Raw genomic sequence first — 22,395 nt, 5'->3', positions numbered from 1 at the left:
TTGTGCTCCCTAATCGGTGCCAACCTATCTCTATACCAAGCCCTGATGAGCTACCCAATCAACCCGGACCGGAATAAGCCTTGGAATGCGTTGCCGGAATTACCCTTGGCGCCGGACTTGGTTGAGACGGTTGAAATTCTGAGCCAGCTGGTGAAGGCCCGGGCCGCGCTGGGAAGGCTGCAGGGCCGCAGCGCGGTGATTCCCAACCAAGGCTTGCTCATCAACAGCATCAGCCTGCAGGAGGCCAAAGCCTCCAGTGCCATCGAAAACATCTTTACCACCGACGACGAACTCTACAAGGCTTATAGTGAGCAGGCCACAACGGCCACTGAAGGTGCGCCGAAGGAAGTACTGTGCTACCGCGAAGCCTTGTGGCACGGGCACGAGTACCTGCGGGACCGGCCGGCCTTTGACCTGGAGTACTTCCCGCAGATTTATCGGCAAATCACGCAGGCCACGGACGGCATCCGGCCGCCGGTGGCGCAGATATACATCAAGCAGGGCGGTTCCGGGTCTAATGCGGGCAAGCCAGCCTACACGCCGCCCCGGGGCGCAGGTATCCTGGAGGCTAAGCTGGCCAACCTGCTCGACTTCCTGAACGATGACGCGCGCTACCCGTTGGACCCGGTGTTGAAGATGGCCATCGGGCACTTTCAGTTCGAAGCCATTCACCCGTTTCGGGACGGCAACGGCCGCACGGGCCGGGTATTCAACATCCACTACCTGACTCAGAAAGGGCTGCTGGATTACCCCATACTGTTTCTGAGCCGCTACATCATGGACCATAAGGCCGACTACTATGCCTTGCTGGCCGGCGTGTCGCAGCGGGGCGATTGGAATTCCTGGGTGTTGTACATGCTCCGAGCTGTCGAAGCCACGGCAAACCTAACCTACGATAAAATCAACGATTTAATGGCGGCCAAGGAGGCTATTCTGCAGGCCATCGTGACGGATACCCAGATGGAGCGTCCGGAACAGCTGGTCAATAGTCTGTTCACGCAGCCCTTTACCAAGGTGAAGCACCTGACTGATGAGCGCCTGTACGTGGAGAATACGGCTCGCAAATACCTCAACCAGTTAGTTGACATGGGGATTTTGGCCAAGAAAGTCATCTCCGGTCACCACTACTATCAGAATCTGGAACTGCACCGCATTTTGAGTGAATAATCGGGAGCTGGAAGTGGTTGCATCAGTTCCGACCAGGGATAGTAAATGATACCCCAAGGGGCGTTGGGGTACGAGTGTAGCTAGCGGTTACTGATAAAGGGTTCACCAGCTGCTTCGGACGACGGTCAGAATACCCGGCCCAAACAAGCCAGCGTGGTGACCAATCTCCTGGTAATTTCGTAAGCAGGACCAGGCTATCAATCCGCATAAACCCATGGAAATCAACCCGAGGTATGGGGGCAAGGAAGCGACTTGTGAACAGCGCCAGGCCCTGTCGGAGCGGGTTGCCGCATGGAATGCGACGCAGGGGCGAAAGCTGAGACCAGTGGCCGAGCAGCTTAGTCAGCGCTACATCGCCGGCGAACTGAGTCTAACTGAAATCAATGCGCAGTTAGACCGCTACTATTCAACTGGGCAGCGCAATTAAGTTGGCTGGCGTGTTGTTTAGCAAGGCACCCAGGCACTGCTACTTCTTGTGCTAGCCAGGCAGCAGGGGCCCAGCGGCTCAGCCCAATGCCTTTACTAGTACGTATCTTGTATTAATGGATAAGACTCCTTATTTCTCCGAAAACGAGCGCACCGAGCAGCAGCGCCGCGACGTGGTCAAGTTTGCGGTGGGCGTGTCGCTGAGCCAGAGTCAGCCGCCTTCGGCGCAGCTGGTCGAGCTGCAGAACCGCTACATTGCCGGGCAGATTGACCTGGAGCAGCTGGCGGCTGTGCTCGATGCCGAATACGGGCCCGCGCCCGGCCCCGACCCGCACGCCAAATACGCGCCGGGTGAAGGCCCGCGCGTGGAGCCGGCTCAACCCTACGAACCCTACCTGCAGTTTGACGAGCGCATTGTGAAGCTGACCTAACCAGCTGGCTTTGCCGTTTACCGTTCTTCCACTCCAAGCCTGGCGCGCGGCCTGGCTTTTTGCTGGACTTGCCCTGGCAGCTACCACCCTATGGCTGACCTCTTTATCAACCCCGCCGATGGGTTGCTCTACAACAATGTGGGCGCCACCAACGAGGCTCAGCTCGACCGCCTCGAAGCCGACCTGTCCATCAAGCGCCTGCTATTGGTCCGGGCGCAGGTAGGGCTGGCCACTCCCCGGCCGCCCATTGAGCCGCCGACGGGGCCGGCCTACCCCCTTCCCCCTTCTACGCTGCGGTTTGACGAGCAGTACCTGCGGGCCATGCACCGGTATCTGTTTCAGGACGTGTACCCCTGGGCCGGCGAAACTCGTCAGGACCGGGCGTTTCAAGGCTACAAGCCGGCTACGAATGTGCAGGCCGACCACCTGATGACCTATGCCAACCACCGCCGCATCAGTGCCGACGTGGAGGCGTTGGCCGCGCAGCTCACGGCCGAAAACAACCTGAAAGGCCTGACCCAGCCGCAGTTCGTGGAGCGGGCCGCCTACTACCTCGACCACTTGAACCATGTGCATCCCTTCCGCGAAGGCAACGGCCGCACCATGCAGGCCGTGCTGCTGCAGCTCGGCCACCAGGCCGGTTACCGCATAAGCTTTGAGAAAGTATACAAGGATTTCAACCTGGCGCGAGACACCAGTGTGGTGGGGATTTCCGCGAATCAGCACGAGAACCAGACCCGCCTGCGCTACCTGCTCGATGCCGCTGCCACGCCGCTGCCCGGGGCGGCCGGCCTGCTGGCCCGCCTACCCAGCCAGGCGAAACCCTTGGCGGCACCCACTTTGGAAGTAGCCCGCCTGGAGGCCCTGCGGGAGCTGAAAGCCAGCAGCCAGCGGGTGGGAATTTGCCACGCCGAAGAAACCGGAGCCGCGCTGCAAGCACCCAACGGCGCCGTGCTCACCTCGCCAGTGATGAATTACGTGCAGGCTGCCATCATGGCCCGGCCGGCGGCGCTGGGAGAGCAGGCCACGCTGGATGAGCTCAAGAGCGCCTACCTCGTCATTGCTCGCTCAGCTAAGCCCCAACTCATGGATAAAAGTATGCTGCAGCGTTTTACGCGGGCCATTCGCCAAGCTGTCAAGCTGCATCACCCGCAGCTGCTGGCACAACAGCAAGTCGTTCCGGCAACGCCGAGTGTCCCTTTAGCCACGATCACTCTACCCATTGCCGCGCCGCAAAAAGTGCCCAAGTCAAAGCGCCAACGCCCGAAGCTATAGCGGGGGCTACTGCTTCGAGAAATGAGTGCCATTTTTCACGTAGAATAGGAGGCTAGTAACCAGCCCGGGCAATTCAGCGCAAAAATGGGGTGCCATTTTTCACGTAGCTGCCCAAAGAGCTTTCCTCCTGCCCTACTTGGTGGGCGCTTTCCTGCCCTACCAGTCTTTGAAAAGCGTTTGGCAATTGGTGAAGGCCTGCTAACGACACCTTTTAGGGAACAGCTAGTGGTGCGTTTACTGGCTGGCAGAAGTCAGAAAGCCCTAAAAAATGCTGAAAACTCTTCTGTTTTCTTTAACTCTTCTTTATCTTCATTATTCAGGCGGGCATAACTCATTGAATTATAAATTTTTAACTTGATTATCTGCGTGAAAAACAGCACTGTGCAGCGTGAAAAACGGCACTCTACGACGAGAGGAATGGCACCATTTGCGTGAAAAATGGCACCGGGCAGCGTGAAAAATGGCACCACTGCGTGAAAAATGGCACTTCCAGCGGGAAAATGGATGATATAAACGTCGTTGTCGGGTTCATTACGTGAAGGGCAACTCCTACTCACGTAGGAGCTACCTTTGCGTAGTTCCTGACTTTGCCGGTAGTTTATGCAACCAGTTGTCTCTGAATACCCTCGGGCCTACCAGGCCAACGCGTTGGTACGCGCGCCGTTGAAACTTACGCACGTGGAGGCGCGCATCTTTGCCTTGGCGCTGGGCTGCATTCACCAGGGGCAAACGGAGCTGCCCGGCATTGTCATCCCCCTAAGTCGGGTATTGACTCAGAAAAAAGGCGGCAGTGTGTACGAGACCATTCGGGATGCCTGTAAAAGCCTGATGTCTAAGGTAGTCAGCATTGAATCACAGATGGGTAAGAAGAAGCGTTTTACGGCCTACTCCATCATTAGCTACATCGATATTAACGAGGGCACGGGCTTGCTTACCGGCAATTTTGCCCCGGAAATAAAGCCTTTTCTCCTGCAGCTGGCGGAGCAGTATACCCACGTCGAAATAGAGACGCTGCTCACCCTGCGCTCCGCGCACGCGCACCGACTCTACTGGCTACTAAAGTCCTGGGACGATGTTGGCCAGTGGGAGGTACCCTTCGATAAGTTGCGTAAGCAAGTGCTGGGGGATGACAACGATGTGACCTATACCTTGTTCTACGATTTTAAGCGCTACGTGCTGGAGCCCGCCATCCGCGAGTTGCACGCCTTGGATTGGCTGGTGGCCTACGAGCCGCTTAAGGAGGGGAAGAAAGTATCGGCCGTGCGCTTTACGATTCCGAAGCCACACAGTCAGCTAGGCGGTAAAGAATTAGCCCTTCCGGTTGCTGCTGGCAAGACCAAGCCGGCCGATAAGCAGATGAGTCTGGCTTTGGCGGCGGAGCTGCCCACGCTGCAGCAACGCATTGTTACCCGGTTGCAGAAGCTTAAATTAACACTAGCGCAAATCGAGCACGTGCTGGAGTTTATGGGGGACGATGAAGGGAAAATTGCCAAGCTGATGAAAGTAACTCACCCACTGCTACGGGATTATGAGGCAGGGAATAAAGTCTTTGATAATCTTGGGGGAGCTACCGTCAATCTGCTCAAAACGGAATTTCCAAGCCTATACCCTTCCTTGAAGCCCTAGTTCCAGCTAGCTGTTTCGAATGGAGAAGTGCCATTTTTCACGCTTTTGAGGGCCGTAGCAATTAAGCCACTTCGAAAAAGAACGTCGCTTTTAAGCAACCAGGCTACTGAAACGAGCGGGCTTTTAGCAGGGCTGAGTTTGCCAACCGGAGCTTGACATTGCGCCCGCCGCCTTTCTCGTACACCTCGATGATGAGTTGTTTTTGCTCGGGGATGGTGAATTTCTTGAAGATGTAAACCTGCTCCAGCTGCCCTTTGGCGTCAATCTTTTTCAGCCCACCGTTGAAGACGTAGATGGGCGTGATTTCCAGGGCCTGCTCGGCCGTGCGCCTGGCCACCTGCTTGTCCTGAATGTAGAATTTGACAAAGTCCACGTCGTAGGTTACGTTCGACTTGTTGGCCATGTGCAGCGGGAAAAACAGGGTTTCCTGCTGGTAACCCACGTTGCCGGCGCGCACGCTGAGTTGGTTGGCACTCTCGCTGGCCGAGGTGCCGCCCGCTGCCAGCGCCTGCCGGGAATACGCATCGAGGTTACCCTGCGGAATGGGCGAGTTAGATAGGATGGCCTCCCCCGGCGCCGACGAGGCCGCGCCGGCCGCGCCCAGGTCGAGGCTGAGCACCTTGGGGTCGTGCTGGTAGTTCACCACGAAGGAGTACAGCTTGCCATCGGAGGTGAGCACGGTCATATTCGACTCCGGAAAGCCGGCCGAAGCGGCTTTCACGCGCACGATGTTTTCCGCGCCGGTGGCCTTGGCCGCAAGCAGGCCCGAGCTGCCCAGGTCCACATAGGTGACCGGAAAGGGGAACACCAGATGAGTAGTTTTCTGGTCGCTGATGTAGAGCGGATAAGTCGGCAGCTTGTTGGCTTCCGAGTAGTGCAGCATCCGGGCGGCTGAGGTCTGGGCCCACACCGGGGCGGCAGCCAAGCCGAGCAAAAGGGCGCTGGTCGCAAATAGGGCGGTTTTCATGGGTGGGAGTCGTTAGTCTTTGTCTACTTTGAGCATCACGTGGTAGCCGGCCTTGAGGCGGACTTTAACCAGGCGGATTTTCTTCTGGCCAATGCCCTTCACGGCACTCATGGCCACGCCGGCCGCGGCGGTCGCGGGGTTGGCGCTCATGGTCATCAGGTCAGCCGCGCCCAGACTTTCCGCACCGGCCTGCTTGGCGGCATCGCGCGTAATGGCCCCGGGAATGTGCAGGCCTTCCAGCCCGTCCACGTCGTACACTTCCAGAGCCGCCGGAAACACACTGTTGCCCGATTTCAGCGTTTCAATGGCAATGCTGAGCCGCTCGCCGGTCAGGCTGCACTTGCCGTAGAGGAAGGTGTTGGCGGGCAGCGAATGGCCATTGATGACGGCCGACTCGGTAAGGCGCATTTTGACCAGCGAACCGCTCACGACTTCCTGCGATTCGTGGATAACGGCTGGTAGGGTATTGCCGTCGCCACCCGTGCCGGTCTCAGAATCGAAGCCTTGGAAAGAAGCCGTGCGCTTGCGCCCCGGCCCGTTGGAGCCCAGGCGCGATACCACGGCATCCTCGTCCACGGCGCGCAGCCGGGTGCTGGGTTTCTTCTTTTTAGGCGCCACGACCACCGCCCGAGGGACTGCCCCTCCCCCACCGGCGCTGGTCGACTGGGCCAGCAGCGCGGCCATTTGCAGCTGGGCCTTTTGCTCGGCCAGGTCGCGCTCATGCTGCGTGCGCATCAGCTCCATCTGTTCCTGCGGGGTGAGGGCTCCGGGCTGGGTCGCCGGGGTGGCGATGGTATTAACTCCTCCATTTAGCTGGGCTTGCTGCGCGGCAATCAGTTGCTGCTGGGCGGCGGCTACTGATTTATCCACCGAGCCATTGGGTCCGGCTTTCCCATCGACTCCAATGCCATAGGCCAGGCCGGTTCCTTTCGCCGTGTCCAATTTGGCATCGACCAAGCCCCGGTTCCGCATGGAATCCACCGGGCTGGCGTAGGCTTCGAGCTTGCTGGTGGTGATGGTGGCTTTTTCCGTTTTGGGCAGGTTGGTGTTGAAGCCGGTTGCAGTGTTCTGCGCTGCGGCCGGCGTGCCCTGCCCACCGCCGCCCAGGTAGAACATTACGGCTAGAAATGGCACGTCCACCACCGGCAGGAAGGTAGCCATCTTGCGGGTACGAAGAAATTGCGCGTCGTGCGGTTTGGTTTCCATGGGAGCGGATTAGCGGGGCTGGGTATTGAGGTCCTCATTTTTGAGCACCCGCCAGTTTTCCATCAGGAAGCCGTGGGGATTGTTTTCCGAGCGTGTCACGTCGCGCAGCGAGCATTCGGAGAGAAAGTTGCGGTTCGTAACCGAGGTGGCCCGGATGACCCGTTGGTGCCCGTAACAGCGGGCCACCAGTGGGTGCGAATTGGTCAGCACCACGCTGTCCACGGTCATTTCCAGGCTGATGTTGGCGGCAATCAAATCGTTGTAGAAGCCCTTCTCCTTGAAGTTTTCGTACTGCCGCTTGGCCGAATTGTCGGCCAGGTACAGCGCCTTGTTGACGTTGCTGTCAATGGCTTTCTGGTCGGGGTCGAGCGTGAAAAACAGCTCGTGAAAGCGCGTGACGTGGGCGCGGGCTTCCACCGGCCGGTTGGCCCGCGCATCCTGGGCCCCGGCTGTGAGCAGCTGCCCGCCTTCCAACACGTAGATGCGGTTGGCCGCTGCGTTGGTGGACTGAAATGCGAAGTAGGCAATGGTGCCGGCCAACACCAGCACCGCGACGATGAAGAGCAGCGCCAGCGTTTTGACCTGTTGGAAAGCCGAGTCGATGGTTTTAAGGGACGCGAACATAGCGAGATAGGAAAGTGGAAGGACGAAGAGCGGCTTCGGCTAGCCGCGGAGGCGGTTGATTCGCTCGCGCACCGCCGTGCCCGCCCGGTGGCCGAAGGATTCGCCCCGCGTGGCATTGCTGCTACTGCCCATGCCAGCCAGGCCCTGTCCCGCCCCGACGGCAGCTCCCAAGCCCTCGGCTCCGGTGCGCAGGCCCGCCCCTCCCGTGGCCCCGGCGATGCCGGCTGCCCCCGCCGTGTTAGTGGTGATAAAGGAGGTAGCGGCGCGGCCCACGCCCGAGCCCTCGATGAGCATATCGGCTGCCTTGGGCACCATCAGGTAGCCCACGATGGCCAGCACCAGCAGGCACAGGTAGCCAATGTCGGCCGACTCCACGCTGCCGCCGGCCTGTAGCTGCTGGATGTTGCTGTTGAGCATGGTAACCTGCACGTGGGCCAATACCGCCGCGTAGATGTTGGCCACCGGCACCCACAGCGAAATCGTGATGAAGTAGCCGAACCATTTCATCAGCCCGCCGCCAAAACCGGGAATGATGGCAATGCCGAAAGCCAGCGGCCCGGCCACGCTGAGAAGCACGAGCAGGAAAGTAGAAATCAGGCTAATAGCCAGCTTGGCGGCCAGTGCCCCTAATTCCAGGATGGATTTGGTCCACTCCCGGAAGTTTTGCCCAACCGAGTATTGCACCTGATTCATGGCCAGAGTGGCTTTGCGGCCAATGTCCAGCGCCCCAAGTCTGCCTAATTCGTCCTCGTATTTTTGATTAATGGCCATGTCCGACTTGGCTTTGGCGTCGGCCGCTAGTCGGTCCCGCTCACTCGTCAGCCGGTTCACTTCCCCCAGTTGCCCGAGGCGGATGGCATCCGTGCCATGAGCAACGGCCATCGTGATGCCGCGCAGGCCCGAGCAGAGTGGTACGAACAGCAGAATGGCCAGCCCGATGGCAAAGGGCCGCAACAGCGGAAAAAAGTCAATGGGCTCGGCCCGGGCAGTGTGGCCCCATACCCGGCTGCTGATGAACAACAGCGCTCCTACTCCGCCAATGGCGCGGCCCAGGTTGATAAATTGCGCGGTAAACGTCAACATCTCTGTGTAAATCCCCTCAAGCTTTTGCTCATAGAGGGCCATGTTGAGGTCAATTGAGGTCGGGTCCATGCGGGTTAGAAATGCGAAATGGAAAAGGCAATGAACAGTATCGCCTATTTGGGTAAGTAGTGTTCATTATGAATATTGGCTAGCCGCTTTGTAGCACGTTCTAGCAGGCTTTTCTCTTTTTCAGCCAATTCTCCAATCAGAGAAATTTGTGCTGGGTCCTTTGACTTGGACACGTCTAATTGGTCCAAGTCAGTAAGATTGGCTTGGCTTTTCTGGACGTAGTCAGCAAAGTATTCTTCGGATTCTTTGACCCGTTCTGGGGTCAGCTTCTCATAGCCGGTGAGCGCGTTTAGCTGCTTAGAGTAGTCCTTTTGTTGAGCCACGAGCTGTTCGTGCTGTTGGCGAATAATGGCCACCCGTGGGTCTGGGTTGGATTCTACTGACAACATGGTTCTAGGCGTGCCGGACGCATTCGTGCTTGGCGTTTCGATGGAGTTGCAGCTCTCTAAAAAGAGTCCTAGCGATAGGATAAAGACATATTTCATATTCAAAGGAGAGTCGAAAGAGAGGGAATTAATGGACAGTTGCGCTAGCGAGCGCTCATAAAGGCGCGCATGGATTCGCGGTCCTGCACCTGCTGGGCCTGCTGCTGCGCGATGGCCCGGCACTTGCTGCTGAAGTAGTTCATCAGGTTGTGCTGCTCGCTGATGCGGTCGGCGATGTTGTCGATGAATTCGATGCGCTCCGGGTCAGTCATCTTCGCCTTGCTGGCGCTGAGCACTCCGGCCAGTTCACCCATCAGGGCAATGTTCTCCGTAAGAATGCCCTGGCATACTGTCGAGGCTTCGCTGAGCTGGACAGGCGACAATTGCTTGGTGCGAAGCTCTGGGATGATGGCCGAAAACTGGTTAATCATCTCGCTCTGGTGGGTGTAGATTTCCCGAACCCGGCGGTAGTTGCGCACGCCGGCGCTGATTTGCAGCAGGCTGCTGTACCACTGGTCGTGCAGGGCCTGGGTCTTGTCGATAACGCCCTTAATCTGGCCGCTGACCTTGGTCATGTCGCCCGCCAGCACTTTGCCCTGCCCGAGCAGCGTGGTCGAAATGCCCTGGTGCACGACCTGCTTGCGGGATTGGTCCTCAGCAATCGGGGCCGAGATGACCGCTGGCAGTTGCGCGTAAGCCGGGCCAGCCAGCAGGGCCAGGCCCACGACGAGAAGTTGAGTGCTTGATTTCATAGGAGATAGCCTGGGAAAGTGGAAGTAGAGGTTAGCGGGCACCTATTAGCGCACTGAGGGCCTGCGCGTCCTGCGCTTGCTGCTCGGCCAAGTGCAGCTGCACGAGGTTGCGCTGGGTGAAGTAGTTAATGAGGCCTAACTGGTCGGTGATTTTCGCGTCGAGCTTGTCGATGAAGCGCATCCGGTCGGCATCAGTCATTTTGAGCATAGCCGGACTCACGATGGTCTGCAAATCCGAGAGCGTGTTGGCGCTTTCGGTCAGCATTTTGGTGTAAATCGTCGTCATGGCCGAAAGCTGTTCCGGGGCCACGTAAGGCGACTGGCGCAGCGTTTCAATGGCCGTCGAGTAGGTCTGAATGATGCGGCCCTGCTTCTCGAAAATGGATGCTACCCGCCGGTAGGTGCGCACTGCCGAGTTGACCTGCAGCAACCCATCGTACCAGGTTTTGGCCAGCTGCAGGTTCTTTTCCGAAAAGACCTTGGTCAATTCCTGCTCCTTCACGCCGGCCTTCACCAGCACGTTGGCCGCCGAGGAAAGTCCCTTCATGGTATTCTGCAGGCCCGTTTGCACGCCCGACTGCACTTCCAGCACCGGGGCCGTAACCACGAGCTGCGCCGAAGCTTTTAACGTGCTGAGGCAAAGAGTAGCTAAGCCTAGTAAGGTGATTCGCTTCTTCATGATTTTCCCCTTGGGTTCAGTTCAACTCCCCTACCCTTCGCGCAGCTCGGCGGCGTAGAGCTTGATGGCTGTGGGCATGTCCCCCGTTTGCTTGAGCTTCTCGAACAGCCGCACTTTCTCGGTTTCCTCGGTGGTGTAGGTCACGTATTCTTCCTTGGACACCTCGATGGCGTACACTTTCGATACGACCCCGCCCAGGCTGATGAACACCTCGGTGTAGCGGCCCCGGGTGGCCTTGTTGTCGCGGTTAATGCTCAGCACCAAGTCCTTTTCCTTGGGCGTAAGCGAGAGCAGCGCCTGAATCTCCTCGAAGCGGTTGATGAACTTGCGTTGGTCGAGCAGAATCTTGCAGTCCGAGTTGTTGATGATGGCATCCTTGACAATCTCGTTGCCGATGATGTCGTCGATTTCCTGCGTTACCACGATGGCCTCGCCGAAGAACTTGCGCACCGTCTTAAAGAGATACTTGATGTAGGCAGCCATCCCGGGCGTGGTCAGCGCCTTCCAGGCTTCTTCAATCAGAATCATCTTCCGCACCCCTTTCAGCTTGCGCATCTTGGAGATAAAGGTTTCCATGATGATGAGCGTCACCACCGGAAACAGGATGGGGTGGTCCTTGATGTTATCCAGCTCGAACACGATGAAGGGAGCCTGCACCAGGTCCAGCTCTTTCTCGGAGTTGAGCAGGTAGTCGTACTCGCCGCCCCGGTAGTAGGGCTTGAGCACGTAGAGGAAGTTGTCAATGTCGAAATCCTTCTCGCGGACCTTTTCCTCCTCCAGAATCTTACGATAAGGTCCTTTAACAAACTCGTAGAACGTGTTGAAGCTGGGCTGGATAAGCGCGTTGGCTTCCAGCATCACGTAATACAGGCTCACGGCCGTGGAGAGCGACACGTACTCCGACTGGCTTACGCTTTCGTCGTCCTTTTTCCAGAGCGCCTGCAGCAGCGTTTTGATGGATTCCTTCTTCTCCACGTCCAGCTTGCCCGAAATCAGGAAGGGGTTGAAGGCAATCGGGTCGTCCTCCTCGTAGGTGAAATACACCCCGCCTACCAGCTCGCACAGCCCCTTGTAGGAGTTGCCGGTGTCCACCAGCAGCACGTGCGCGCCCTGCTCGTAGTACTGGCGCACCATGTGGTTGGTGAAAAACGACTTGCCCGAGCCCGAAGGCCCGAGCACGAACTTGTTGCGGTTGAAGATGATTTGCTTCTTCATTGGCTCGTCCGAAATGTCAACCAACACGGGCATGCCGGTGAGGCGGTCGGAGAGCTTGATGCCCTTGGTGGCCCCGGTGCTGCGGTAGTTGGTTTCGCAGGCCCAGAAGCAGACGGCCTGCTCGATGAAGGTGTAGAAGGTTTCTTCCGAGGGAAAGTCGCCGGCGTTGCCCGGAATGCCGCCCCAGTAGAGCGCGGCAATGTCCACCGTATTCTGCCGCGGCTTGCAGTTCATGGCGTTGAAGGCCGCGTTGACCAGCTTGCGCACCTCGGTCAGCTCTTCCTCGTGGCGGGCCCAGGTGAGCACGTTGCAGTGCACCCGCACCGGGCGGCGCTTGTGGGCAATGAGCTCATTGAGAAAGGCATTGTAGTACTCGAAGTTGATGGCGTTCTGCCGCGAGTAGAGCGAGAGCGAGTTGAGCCGGTCCTTCTTCTGCTCGAAGGTTTTGACCGTTTTGGTGGTGTTATCCAGAAACACATACTGGTTCAGAATGTGGTTGGCCCCCAGCAACAAACCCAGCGGGGCGGCAAACGAAATGGGGAAGTCGGAATACTCGGTGCTGTATTGCTCGTAGCGAATGTCGGTTTCCACCGAGGTGGGCAAGTCATCGAGGTTGGCCACCGAGAACATCTGGCAGAACTCCGCCCCCACTTTCAGCCCTTCCGTCAAATCCAGGTCTACTTGCAGGGCCTGGTCGGACAGGTCCAGCGCCAGGTACTTTTCCAGCAGCCCGGCTTTTTCGGCCGTGCCGGCCAACTCATCCGAGGTAAGCCGGTGCGAGCGGATGTAGGGAGCGTTGGTGGGCCCCACCCCTTCCAGCGTGCGCACGAACTGGCCCACGTTGTCGAAAAAGCTCTCCAGCACTTTCGTGTCGAGCATGTCCTTGGGCACGATGTTGCGCCGGGCCAGCAGCCCCGAGGTGCTGCCCCAGTTGGGCCGCTCCGACGAGGTTTTGGTGAGGTAGAGGTAGCAGAAGTGGTTCAGGAACGGCCGCTCATTGAAGTGGCGCTCGTAGGCCGACGAGAGCAGCGTACGCTCGGCCTCGAAGCCGGGGGCGTATTTATCCTCCACGTACCAGTCCTGCTTGTGCACCACGCAGTGGTCGGGCAGCAGGCGCACGGCCTTCACGAAGGCGGCCTGCAGCTGGGCGTAGTCCTCTCGCGAGAGGGTGAAGATTTCGGGCAAATCCAGCCGAAACGCTACCGTTACGTCCGCATTCTTCGAGATGAGGCAATCCTTCTCCACCTTGTAGATGGGCTGCTTGGATTCCAGGGATACGGAGGGCAGAACCTTATTGCTCATAAGCGGAGAAAGCACCCTAGCCAGCCGCTAGGCGCGGCTGGTCTGGTCCTCGTTGAGGCGTTGGAATAAGCGGCTGTGCCGGTTGGTGATGTACCTGGGCGAGGAGCGCCGGGCGGCGGCTTTCATCAGCCCATGCTCGCCATACCGGCGGTTCAGGGCGAACACCCCGGCCCACATGCCGCCCCCGGCCAGGAAGGTGAGTAGCACCGTGAGCACCAGCGGCAGGCCCAGCAGGTAGCAGGTCACGAACAGGGCAAACACCAGCCCAATGCCGGCGGCCAGGAAGTAGATGTTGCTGCCCACCAGCCCCTTGAATTCGACGGGCTTGTTGATGCCGCGATTGAGGTCGTAGATGGGCATGGGTGGCGGCTTAGAGAAAGAACGAGCGCACCACCGTGGCCACGATGACCAGGAAAATCATCGAGCCAAACCACGAGACGGCCGTTTTCTGGGTGTCCTGGTCTCCGGCGTTCCACTTGCCGTAGACCTTGATGGCCCCCACCAGGCCCAGCACCGCGCCGATGGCGTACATGAGCTTGGTCAGCGGGTCGAAGTAGCTGGTGACCTGGGTGGTAGCATCCTGGATGCCGGCCGTGCCGTTGCCACCCCCGGTCTGGGCGTAGAGCAGCTGCGAACTGAATAGCAGGACCACGAGGGCCAGCGAGGTAATGAAAGGTTTCTTAGTCATGGCAAGGGAAAAGGAGTCTGAAATCAATGATTAGGGAGGAAGAAGGCCGCGCTACTCATCTTCGGGGCCGAAGAGGTCATCCAGCTCGGCGTGGTTGAGAGCCAGCTGCCGGGCCATTTGCTCGGCCAGGCTGGTGCCGGCCAGCTCGACCGGCGTCGCGGGCTGCTGGCCGGCTTGCAGCAGGGTCAGGTATTCGGCAACCGAAGCAGCGGCCACCAGCCGGGGCGGGTCTACGGGGGTGATGTCCAGCCGCGAAGCCACCGGCTCCTCGAACGTGGCCAGCGGCTCGTAGCCCTCCACTACCAGGGGCAGCTGCACGGTTTCGGGCTCCAGAACCCCGTCAACTGCCGTATCCGCCGCCACAGAATCCGGGGCCAGGTTATGGGCTTCGCGCCGGACCAGGGCCGCCAGGTGCTCATCGGCCTGGTCGGCTTCTTCAATGCGGTTTTCGTCCTGCGCCTGCGCCTCGTCGCCGGCGGCGGCCGTAGCCTCCTTTGGCGCGGTGTCGCTGCTGCTTTCGTCGTGGCCAGTGGCCGTGCCAGTGGAATCGGGCAGCGCCCCGCTGACCAGCGGCTCGGCGGCGGCTGGCACGTTTTGGGTGGCCCCAGCTACGGGACGTTCCGTGTCATCGGCTTCTTCCCAGACTTCCGGGGCTGCTGGCGTGGCCTTGACAAAAGCCGAGGTAGGGCGCACCAGTGAGGGAGGGGCCAGCGCCTTGCCGCTCACGCCGGCGAGCTGGGTGCCGGCCATCTTTTTGCCCGGCGTCAGCAGGGCCGTAAGTTCCACCCGGTAGTAGAGCAGGCCTACCACCAGGTAGTAGAGAAGAACCACAGCCAAAACGAAAAGGCCAAACTGGCCCCAGGAATAGGCACTGAGCATCGCGGGGAAATAGCGTGGCACCCCGGGCCGACCGGCCTGGGCGTGAGCTTGCCAAACCGTGATTTGACGCTACAAACCTATCCGGGCTATAAACCGCTTGGGTAGAAAGTTGACGAATGGCTAGAATTCGATGGTGAGGTGCAGCCCCAATACACGAACGGCACAGCTTTCAAACTTGAAATATTGAGAAAACTACCGCTTGCGTGAACATCAGGCGGAACCAACGTGCCGGGCCGATATGGTGAGCTATTTATTGCGCCCTTACGTTTAGGTGTTACACTTTTCCCTTCTTTAATGGACCTGCACTTCGTTCGCCGCGGCACCGGCCGCCCCTTATTACTGGTTCACGGCATCGGCGGCAGCTGGCGGTCCTGGAACACCATCCTCGACACGCTGGCGGCCGAGCGTGACGTCATTGCCGTGGACTTGCCCGGCCACGGGGACACCCCGAAGCTGGCCGGCCTCCATTCCATCGGCACCCTGGCCGATGCGGTGACGGACTTTCTGGCCCAACACGACCTGCTCGGCATCGATGCCGTGGGTAGTTCCATGGGCGCGCGGCTGGTGCTGGAGCTGGCCCGGCGCGGCGGCGTGCTCGGCGCGGTGGTGTCGCTGGACCCGGGCGGGTTCTGGCAGGGCTGGCAAGTGCCGTTTTTCTACCATTCGGTGTCCCTGTCCAAGAAGCTGGTGACGGCCCTGCAGCCGGTGATGCCCATGCTGGCCGGTTCGACCGTGGGGCGCACCGTGCTGCTGCCGCAGTTTTCGGCCCGACCGTGGGCTGTGGACGCGCAGGTGGCCCGTGACGAGATGTACAGCTTCGCCCACTCGCCCGCCTTCGACGAGCTGCTCGACCAGCTGGCGCACGGCGAAGTGCAGCGTCCCTCCCCCAAGGCCAGCATCCCCGAGCCCCTGGTCATTGGCTGGGGCCGGCAGGACCGGGTGTGCCTGCCCCCCCAGTCGGCCCTGGCGCTAGAAAAATTCCCGGATGCGCGCCTCTATTGGTTCGAGCACTGCGGCCACTTTCCGCAGTGGGACCAGCCCGCAGAAGCCGCGCGCCTGATTCTGGCCGTCACCAGCCGTGAGGCCTTTACCGATGCCGCCATTACCGGAGTAACATCAGAAAAATCAGAAAAGACGGCACCGGCCTTGCCCCAGGCCGCTATCGTGGGGGCCGCGCTGGTGCTGCTGGCCGGGGGCCTCTGGCTGTTGTCGGCGCGGCGAAAACCGTAACGGTCGCCCTGGGAGTAAGCGGACGCCAGCAAGTTGGCGGCTCCCGCTACTCCACAAAAAAGCCCCGGCTCCTTCGCAGGACCGGGGCTTTTCGAGATTGAGCATCCGCTTAGCTATTCTGGCCGGCGCGCACGTCCGCGCCGGTAGCAAAGGCAATCAGGTCATGGTTGAGCTTGTCCTTTTCAGTGATGAAGAGGCCGTGCGGGGCACCGTCGTAGGTGATGTAGGTGGCGTGGGGAAGGTGCTGGCTCATGCGGTCGGCGCTGTTTTTTATGGGCACCGTCTTGTCGTCGGCCCCGTGGATGACCAGGGCGGGTACTTTGATGCCGGCGAGGTCCGGGCGGAAATCGGTTTCAGCAAAAGCGTGGCCACAGGCCACCGTGGCCTGGTGCGAGCCCAGCGCCGCCATGCCGAACGACCAGTCCAGCACGGCCTGGCTCACGGGGTTGCTCAGCGGGCCGTCGCCGTAGAACTGCTTGCCGAAGGTTTGCAGGAAGCCGAACCGGTCCTTGGCGATGTTCTCCTGGATGTCGTCGAAGGTGGACTTGTCCACGCCGTCGGGGTTGTCGTCGGTTTTGAGCAAATATGGCGTCACTGACGACACGAAGGCGACTTTGGCCACGCGGGCCCCACCGTGGCGGCTCATGTAGCGGGCCACTTCGCCGCCCATCGAAAAGCCCACCAGCGTCACGTTCTGCAGGTTGAGCGTGTCGAGCACGGCCTTCAGGTCGTCGGCCAGCGTGTCGTAGTCGTAGCCTTCGAAGGGCTTGGACGAGTTACCGAAGCCACGGCGGGTGTAGGCCACCACGCGCAGGCCGTGCTTGGGCAGCTCGCCCAACTGGTAGGTCCAGGCCTCGTGGCTCTGGGGCCAGCCGTGGATGAGCACCGCCACGGCCCCCTGGCCCTGGTCGGTGTAATGCAGTTTGATGTCTTCGCCGTTGGCATCCTGGCCGGCTTTGATGTAGCTCATGGGATTGGGAAAAGGGTGAAAGATGGTAAATGGATTGACTGATTGAAAGGCTGCTTTGAGGCGGGTAGCGGCAAAGCCCTGCGCAGCACCCTACTGGCAGCCGCCACCCTACTTGCTGTCGGTGTCCAGACTTTTCAAATACGCCACCAGCTCGGTGCGTTGGGAAGGCGTGACGACGTAGAAAGGATGCGGGGCCGTTTTGCCGCGTTTGGGATTGAGCAGCTCGTCGAGACTGTGCACCGAGTCATCGTGCAGGAAAACCGGCTTGCGGGCCAGGTCCAGCAGCAGGGGCAGCGCGTTGCCGCGCGGGCCGCCGCCAGGGCTGGCATCCACCACCACCATCTTGTCGTCGAAGGTGCCGGGCGCGTTCTGAATGGGCGTCAGTGGGGCCTTGCGCTGGGCAATGACTTTGGGCGCGTAGCCGGGCCAGATAACGTTCATCGCCACCAGCTTCGACTGCACGGCCGCGCCCTGGTTGGTGTTGTGGCACGAGGTGCAGTTCTGCGCCACGAACAGCGCCCGGCCGCTGGCCACCAGCGCGGCACTGGTCACCACGCCCTTCGGGGCCTGCAGGCTGTTGACGTAGGCTTGCAGGTCGCGCAGCTTTTGCTCCTCCACCCGCTTGCCGGTGGGCGTGGGCGGCTCGCCGGGCTTGCCTTTGAGCGCGGCCGTGACGTAGGGGTAGCCCGTGACGCCTGTGGCGGCCAGCACCTTGGTATAGCCTGCCAGCATAGAGTCGCCGGCGGCGGCTCCCAGCGTGTGAATGAACTGCCGGCCGCCATCCGAAAGCAGGTTACTTTGGTCGAACAGGGCCGTGTACACCGTGTTGTTGAAGTCGTTCAGGTCGCTGTTCTGGCCCGACGAGCCGTAGGGCGAGGCCAAATCCTGCCGGAAAAAGGGCGTGATGTGAATCGGGTTGCCAACCCCGTCCGGGGAGTCGTCAAACGAGCCGATGGGATAGTACTTCGGGTTGCTGAAGTAGGCGTCAAACTCAGCCTCCGTTGATTTGGCCGTCAGGCCCTTAGCGGCCCGGCCGATGGTGCTGCCATTGGGCATCTGCAGCTGCGCAGTGGTGAAGAAGGCCCGCGTGTTGTCGCAGGTCGCCAGCAGCTTGCCCACGTTGAGGGCGTGCTGCGTCGGCCCATCGATGCGCTTGCCAATGGTGCCTTGGCCCGTCAGCTCGTACATTGACTTGTCGGTAATGGTGTGGCACAAGGCGCAGGTGACCCCTACCTTCGCGCCTTTGGGCACCATGCCAATGACGGCGTTGGCCTTCACCAGCGCATCGAGGGTGGCCGGGTCATTGAGCTTGGGTGCCTTCGCGGGCGAGTGGTCCGTTTTCACCTCACTGGCCAGGGCCGCTCTCAAGTCGGCCGGCATGGCCTCCACGTCGAAGTTGACGCCGGCTTTTAGGGCGTCGAGCACCGTCAGCCGGGCCGCTTTCATGCCCTGGGGCATGCGGGCGGCGTCGGTCCAGAAGCCTTCATCTCCGAAGGTTTCGTGGCGAAATACCTCGCGCCCCCGCTCAATATTGCCCACCTGCAAAGTCGTAGAAGGAGCCCCGGCCTGCGTGGTATCGGCCGGTTGGGACGTGGCTGCCTCGGTATTTGTCTGGGTTGTGCCCCCGCCCTGGCAGGCGGCAGCTACGACCGCCAAGCCGGAAACAAGCAGCGCGGGCACTCGGAAATGATGAAAATGGGCCATCGAGAAAGGCGTTATGGGTTAGAAGAAAATGTCAAGAGCGTACGATTTGAAGTATTCATTTAGAACACAGGTGCTTAATTGGAAAACCGGCTCAGCACCAGCAGGGCGGCGCGGGCGCGGGTTTTCACGGTAGCCAGGGGAATGCCCAACTGCTCGGCTGCTTCTACCTGGGTACAGCCGCCGAAATACAGCAGGTTAATGACCTCGCGCTGCCGGGGCTTGAGGTGCAGCAGCAGCTCGCGCAGGCCGATGTGCTCGGGGTTGAAGCTGGTCGCGGCCGGGGTCCGCTGCACCTCGGTCACATCGAGCGATTGGGTAGCGGAGTTGAAGCGATGCCGGGGACTGCGCATCGCGTCAATGGCCTGGTTGCAGCACACGCGCATCATCCAGGTGAAGAGGCGGCCCCGCGAGGCGTCGTAGCTAGCAATGCTGAGCCAGACTTTGAGCAAGCTTTCCTGCAAAATGTCCTGGGCCAAGGCTTTGTCGTGGACCACGCGCAGGATTACCGTCAGCAGGTTGTTGGCGTATCGGTCGTAGAGCATGCGCAAGGCCCGTTCGTCGCGGGCAATTAACTGCGCGATAAGGGCGGCTTCCCGGTCCTCGCCCGCCAGGAAAACCGGGTGAGGCGGTGTAATGGTGAGCAATGGCTCGCCGGAAGGTGCCCACTGCCTGGGGGCATCTGCCAGAGGGATGGCGGACTGAATAGTGGTAGCAACTGGCATGGCAAGGCCGTAGGGCAGATGACCAGGACATGATTCGTCGAATCCTTTTGTCCGTACTACGGAATGTTTCCCCCGGCATACGCATATTGGGCCCTTACATCAGCCGGGCTGGGACGGAATGGCCTTTACCCGGGACAGACTGCCCATGTCCGAACCTGCGGGGCCTAACGTCCCCAAACCTTAGGAAGCGAACTGCTTCAGAAACTGTTGAATGCTCTCGTTGCAGCTGCGCGAGGAGGTCAGGTGCGTGCCATTGTGCAGGGTGAGCAAGTATTCGCCGTGCGTCCAGGGGCGCAGTTCTTTGATGTACTGGGTGTTGACAATCAGGGAGCGGTGGATGCGAAGGAACAAGGCCGGGTCCAGCTGCCGCTCCAGCTGGCTCAAGGTGGAGCGTAGCTGATGCGGTTCGCTCTGCGCGTGGACGGTGACGTAGTTGCCGGTTGCTTCCAGGTACTGCACCTGGGCCACGGGCACGAAGTGCAAGCGGCCCGGCTGCTTGATAAGCAGCTGCGTTGGAAATGCTGTGGCAGCAGGGGCCGGTGGCAGCGTGCGCAGCAGGGCCTCCCACGGCGGGGGCACCGTGCCAGCCCGCTGCTGGCGGATGCGGTGCCGCAGGTGCGCCAGGCAGCGACTGAACCGGTCCGGGTCCAGCGGCTTGAGCAGGTAATCGACGGCGTGCGCCTCAAAGGCCTGCAGCATGTAGCGGTCATAGGCGGTGACAAAAACCACCAGCGGCAGCGCGAAGGCAGACAGTTGCTGCAAGACCTGAAGGCCGCTAAAATCCGGCATCTGCACGTCCAGAAACACCAAGTCAAGGGCGGCGTCCCCGGACAACGCCGCCACTGCCTCGGCCCCATTGGTGCATTCGCCCTCCACCACAAAGCCGGACGTGTCGGCCAGCAACTGACGAATGCGCCGGCGCGCCAGGGGCTCATCGTCGACAATCACGGTGCGGATGGTGTCCATGGTCAGCCGGAGCGTTAAAGTGTAAAAGGTAGCTCAATGTGGACCACCGTACCCTGGCCGGGGGCCGGACCCAGGGTCAGCACGTACCGCTCCCCATAGAGCGCCCGTAGGCGCTGCTCAGTATTGGCCAGGCCCACACCACGCGGGCCATCCGGCTTGGGGCCGGGGCCGGAATCCCGTACTTCCAGCACTAGGTCCTCGCCCTGCCGGTCGGCCTGAATGTGGATGGTGCCCATTCCCGTCGCGCTCAGGCCGTGCCGGACGGCATTTTCAACCAGCGGCTGGAGCAGCAGGTGCGGCACTATAGCCGGCAGCGCCGTCGGGGCCACTTCGAAGGTCACGGCCAGCCGGTCGGAAAACCGCACCTGCTCCATTTCCAGGTAGAGCTGCAAAAAGTGCATTTCCTGGGCCAGCGGTACCTGCTGCGCATCGGCGTGGTCGAGTACCATGCGTAGGAATTCGCCAAGCTTGGCCGTCACGCTTTGCGCCTTTCTGGGCTCGTCGCCAATGAGCGTGGCAATGGCGTTGAGGGTGTTGAAGAGAAAGTGCGGGTTGAGCTGCTGCTTCAGCGCCTGCAATTGGGCCTGCACCAGCTGTACCTGTAAGTGAGCGGCTTCCAGGTTGCGCCGCTGCCATTTGTCGTGGTAATCGAGGGCGTAGGCCACGAACAGCACCATCCAATAGATGGGAACCCAAAAGTTTACCGTCGATAATACCGCCGCCCACGAAACGGGGGCCGAAGAAATGCCCACCAAGTATAGCATCCCCAGAAACAGGGCCCGGTAAGCAATGGTAATGCCCACACTGGCCACCGCGTGCACCAGCAGGTAGGGCAGCCAGCGGGAACGGCCGGCCGTTAAGTCGAAGCGCGCGGCCAGCCCGAAAACCAGCGGCGTGAGCAGCGTGCCAATGAGGCCATAAATCAGGGGGGCCAGCAGCAGCGTGCGCCAGACAAGGGGAGCCGTTCCCGTGAGGGCCTGCGCATATGCCAGCACCAGCATAAAGAGCGTAAACAGTCCCCACGCCGCCGCGATGCGAAACCAGGTAATGCGATTTAGGAGAACCATAGACGAAGCCAAGTGCTGCTCGGTTAAACGAACGACTCCCCGCCGAAGTTGAAAATTCGAGTTTCATCATAACCATTCCATCCGCTGGCAGGTAGTGAGCTGGCCAGGTAGCAATGCTTTCCGGCAAAACGGCGTGCTTTCGCTTACCCCACCAGATGAATGCGGTTTTTAAGCTCATCCTTGCACGAGCGGCTCACCGGCACGTACTCCTTACCCAAGAGCACACTGCTCTCCTCGTAGGCCTGCACGTGGTCCAGATTCACGATGTGAGAGCGGTGGGTCTTGAAAAACTGGTCGGGCAGCTTCTGCTCCAGCTCCTTCATCGTGGAGTCGAACACGAAATTCTCCCTCACCGTGTGCATGCGGACGTAGTTCTGCAGGGCCTCGAAATAGAGAATGTCGGCTAGCAGCACCTTGACGTGGCCCGAGCCCTTGCGCACAAACAGGGAGTCCTTGAACTTGGGGCAGTGCTCGGCCGGCCCCAGCACCTGCGTGCCGGCATTTGCGGTGTCGGCAATGAGGCCGGTGGGCCCAGCCTGGTAGGCGTTGTAGAGGGCCAGCTCGACCTGCACCCGCAGGGAGTCATCGGTGAAGGGCTTGACCAGGTAGCCGTAGGGCTGGGCCAGCTTGGCGCGGTTCAGGGTGTCCGCGTCGGAGCGGGCCGTGAGAAAGACCACCGGCACCGCGAACTGCCGGCGAATGAGCAGGGCGGCCGCGATGCCGTCGCAGTCGCCGGCAATGTTGATGTCCATCAGCACCAGCTCCACGGGCTGCGTGGCCAGCACGCGCAGGGCGTCATCGCTGTTGTCGACGGGTTCGAGCGGGGTGTGCCCCAGTCGAACCAGCGTGCGTTCTATCTCAGCGGCAATCAGCAATTCGTCTTCAACAAGGAGAATGGTAGCCATAGGGTGGGATAAGGGAC

General features: G+C 60.3%; 24 protein-coding genes. 6 read left to right on the top strand and 18 right to left on the bottom strand.

Annotated features, from left to right (window positions below; all coding sequences use genetic code 11):
• The first annotated feature begins 117 nt into the window (after positions 1-117).
• The 4 genes from J4D99_RS20555 (at position 118) to J4D99_RS20540 (ending at position 3,299) form a co-directional block, all read left to right on the top strand.
• A complete protein-coding gene (locus J4D99_RS20555) occupies positions 118-1,167 on the top strand; it encodes a Fic family protein (RefSeq protein WP_236018773.1) in 1,050 nt (349 codons plus the stop codon).
• Positions 1,168-1,381: 214 nt separating this feature from the next.
• A complete protein-coding gene (locus tag J4D99_RS20550; RefSeq protein WP_208133626.1) occupies positions 1,382-1,594 on the top strand; it encodes a hypothetical protein in 213 nt (70 codons plus the stop codon).
• 115 nt (positions 1,595-1,709) lie between these two features.
• Positions 1,710-2,024, top strand: coding sequence for an antitoxin VbhA family protein (locus tag J4D99_RS20545; RefSeq protein WP_208133625.1), 315 nt, complete (start codon positions 1,710-1,712; stop codon positions 2,022-2,024).
• A gap of 90 nt (positions 2,025-2,114) precedes the next feature.
• Entirely contained in the window at positions 2,115-3,299 is a 1,185-nt protein-coding gene (locus J4D99_RS20540; RefSeq protein WP_208133624.1) for a Fic/DOC family protein, read from the top strand.
• A gap of 251 nt (positions 3,300-3,550) precedes the next feature.
• Here J4D99_RS20540 and J4D99_RS20535 read toward each other — a convergent pair whose 3' ends face one another.
• Entirely contained in the window at positions 3,551-3,769 is a 219-nt protein-coding gene (locus J4D99_RS20535) for a hypothetical protein (RefSeq protein WP_208133623.1), read from the bottom strand.
• Between the two features lie 130 nt (positions 3,770-3,899).
• Here J4D99_RS20535 and J4D99_RS20530 point away from each other — a divergent pair, with 130 nt between their 5' ends.
• Entirely contained in the window at positions 3,900-4,925 is a 1,026-nt protein-coding gene (locus J4D99_RS20530; protein ID WP_208133622.1) for a replication initiation protein, read from the top strand.
• 103 nt (positions 4,926-5,028) lie between these two features.
• Here J4D99_RS20530 and traN read toward each other — a convergent pair whose 3' ends face one another.
• From traN to J4D99_RS20475, 11 genes are read right to left on the bottom strand one after another with little or no spacing between them, the layout of a single operon-like run.
• Positions 5,029-5,892, bottom strand: a complete 864-nt coding sequence (gene traN, locus J4D99_RS20525; protein WP_208133621.1) for a conjugative transposon protein TraN — start codon at positions 5,890-5,892, stop codon at positions 5,029-5,031.
• A gap of 12 nt (positions 5,893-5,904) precedes the next feature.
• Entirely contained in the window at positions 5,905-7,098 is a 1,194-nt protein-coding gene (traM, locus tag J4D99_RS20520) for a conjugative transposon protein TraM (RefSeq protein WP_208133620.1), read from the bottom strand.
• Positions 7,099-7,107: 9 nt separating this feature from the next.
• On the bottom strand, positions 7,108-7,722 hold the full coding sequence (traK, locus tag J4D99_RS20515; RefSeq protein WP_208133619.1) for a conjugative transposon protein TraK: 615 nt from the start codon (positions 7,720-7,722) through the stop codon (positions 7,108-7,110).
• A 39-nt stretch (positions 7,723-7,761) separates the two neighbouring features.
• A complete protein-coding gene (locus J4D99_RS20510; protein WP_208133618.1) occupies positions 7,762-8,874 on the bottom strand; it encodes a TraJ family protein in 1,113 nt (370 codons plus the stop codon).
• Positions 8,875-8,918: 44 nt separating this feature from the next.
• Positions 8,919-9,359, bottom strand: coding sequence for a hypothetical protein (locus J4D99_RS20505; protein WP_208133617.1), 441 nt, complete (start codon positions 9,357-9,359; stop codon positions 8,919-8,921).
• A gap of 44 nt (positions 9,360-9,403) precedes the next feature.
• On the bottom strand, positions 9,404-10,051 hold the full coding sequence (locus J4D99_RS20500; RefSeq protein WP_208133616.1) for a hypothetical protein: 648 nt from the start codon (positions 10,049-10,051) through the stop codon (positions 9,404-9,406).
• A gap of 31 nt (positions 10,052-10,082) precedes the next feature.
• A complete protein-coding gene (locus J4D99_RS20495) occupies positions 10,083-10,730 on the bottom strand; it encodes a hypothetical protein (protein WP_208133615.1) in 648 nt (215 codons plus the stop codon).
• Positions 10,731-10,760: 30 nt separating this feature from the next.
• Positions 10,761-13,247, bottom strand: a complete 2,487-nt coding sequence (locus tag J4D99_RS20490) for a TraG family conjugative transposon ATPase (protein ID WP_208133614.1) — start codon at positions 13,245-13,247, stop codon at positions 10,761-10,763.
• A 27-nt stretch (positions 13,248-13,274) separates the two neighbouring features.
• Entirely contained in the window at positions 13,275-13,607 is a 333-nt protein-coding gene (locus tag J4D99_RS20485; protein WP_208133613.1) for a DUF4133 domain-containing protein, read from the bottom strand.
• A gap of 10 nt (positions 13,608-13,617) precedes the next feature.
• Complete coding sequence (locus J4D99_RS20480) at positions 13,618-13,935, bottom strand: DUF4134 domain-containing protein (protein WP_208133612.1); 318 nt, start codon at positions 13,933-13,935, stop codon at positions 13,618-13,620.
• A gap of 51 nt (positions 13,936-13,986) precedes the next feature.
• Entirely contained in the window at positions 13,987-14,766 is a 780-nt protein-coding gene (locus tag J4D99_RS20475; protein WP_208133611.1) for a hypothetical protein, read from the bottom strand.
• A 273-nt stretch (positions 14,767-15,039) separates the two neighbouring features.
• Here J4D99_RS20475 and J4D99_RS20470 point away from each other — a divergent pair, with 273 nt between their 5' ends.
• Entirely contained in the window at positions 15,040-16,044 is a 1,005-nt protein-coding gene (locus tag J4D99_RS20470; protein WP_309509642.1) for an alpha/beta fold hydrolase, read from the top strand.
• Between the two features lie 109 nt (positions 16,045-16,153).
• On the opposite strand, the gene J4D99_RS20465 is transcribed toward J4D99_RS20470, so the two are convergent.
• From J4D99_RS20465 to J4D99_RS20440, 6 genes are all read right to left on the bottom strand, one after another.
• Positions 16,154-17,014: an alpha/beta fold hydrolase gene (locus tag J4D99_RS20465; RefSeq protein ID WP_208133610.1), complete on the bottom strand. Its 861-nt coding sequence runs from the start codon at positions 17,012-17,014 to the stop codon at positions 16,154-16,156.
• Between the two features lie 108 nt (positions 17,015-17,122).
• Positions 17,123-18,670 carry a c-type cytochrome gene (locus tag J4D99_RS20460; RefSeq protein ID WP_236018772.1) on the bottom strand — a complete coding sequence of 516 codons (1,548 nt, stop codon included), beginning with the start codon at positions 18,668-18,670 and terminating at the stop codon, positions 17,123-17,125.
• A 122-nt stretch (positions 18,671-18,792) separates the two neighbouring features.
• Entirely contained in the window at positions 18,793-19,440 is a 648-nt protein-coding gene (locus J4D99_RS20455) for an RNA polymerase sigma factor (RefSeq protein ID WP_208133609.1), read from the bottom strand.
• 180 nt (positions 19,441-19,620) lie between these two features.
• Positions 19,621-20,406: a LytR/AlgR family response regulator transcription factor gene (locus J4D99_RS20450; protein WP_208133608.1), complete on the bottom strand. Its 786-nt coding sequence runs from the start codon at positions 20,404-20,406 to the stop codon at positions 19,621-19,623.
• Positions 20,407-20,420: 14 nt separating this feature from the next.
• Complete coding sequence (locus tag J4D99_RS20445; RefSeq protein ID WP_208133607.1) at positions 20,421-21,473, bottom strand: sensor histidine kinase; 1,053 nt, start codon at positions 21,471-21,473, stop codon at positions 20,421-20,423.
• A gap of 143 nt (positions 21,474-21,616) precedes the next feature.
• Positions 21,617-22,378, bottom strand: a complete 762-nt coding sequence (locus J4D99_RS20440) for a LytTR family transcriptional regulator DNA-binding domain-containing protein (protein ID WP_208133606.1) — start codon at positions 22,376-22,378, stop codon at positions 21,617-21,619.
• Positions 22,379-22,395: the final 17 nt, after the last annotated feature.

Origin of the sequence: Hymenobacter sp. BT559 (assembly GCF_017571525.1) — a bacterium.
GTDB classification, from domain to species: domain Bacteria; phylum Bacteroidota; class Bacteroidia; order Cytophagales; family Hymenobacteraceae; genus Hymenobacter; species Hymenobacter ginsengisoli.
This window is presented reverse-complemented; position numbering and strand designations above follow the sequence as displayed.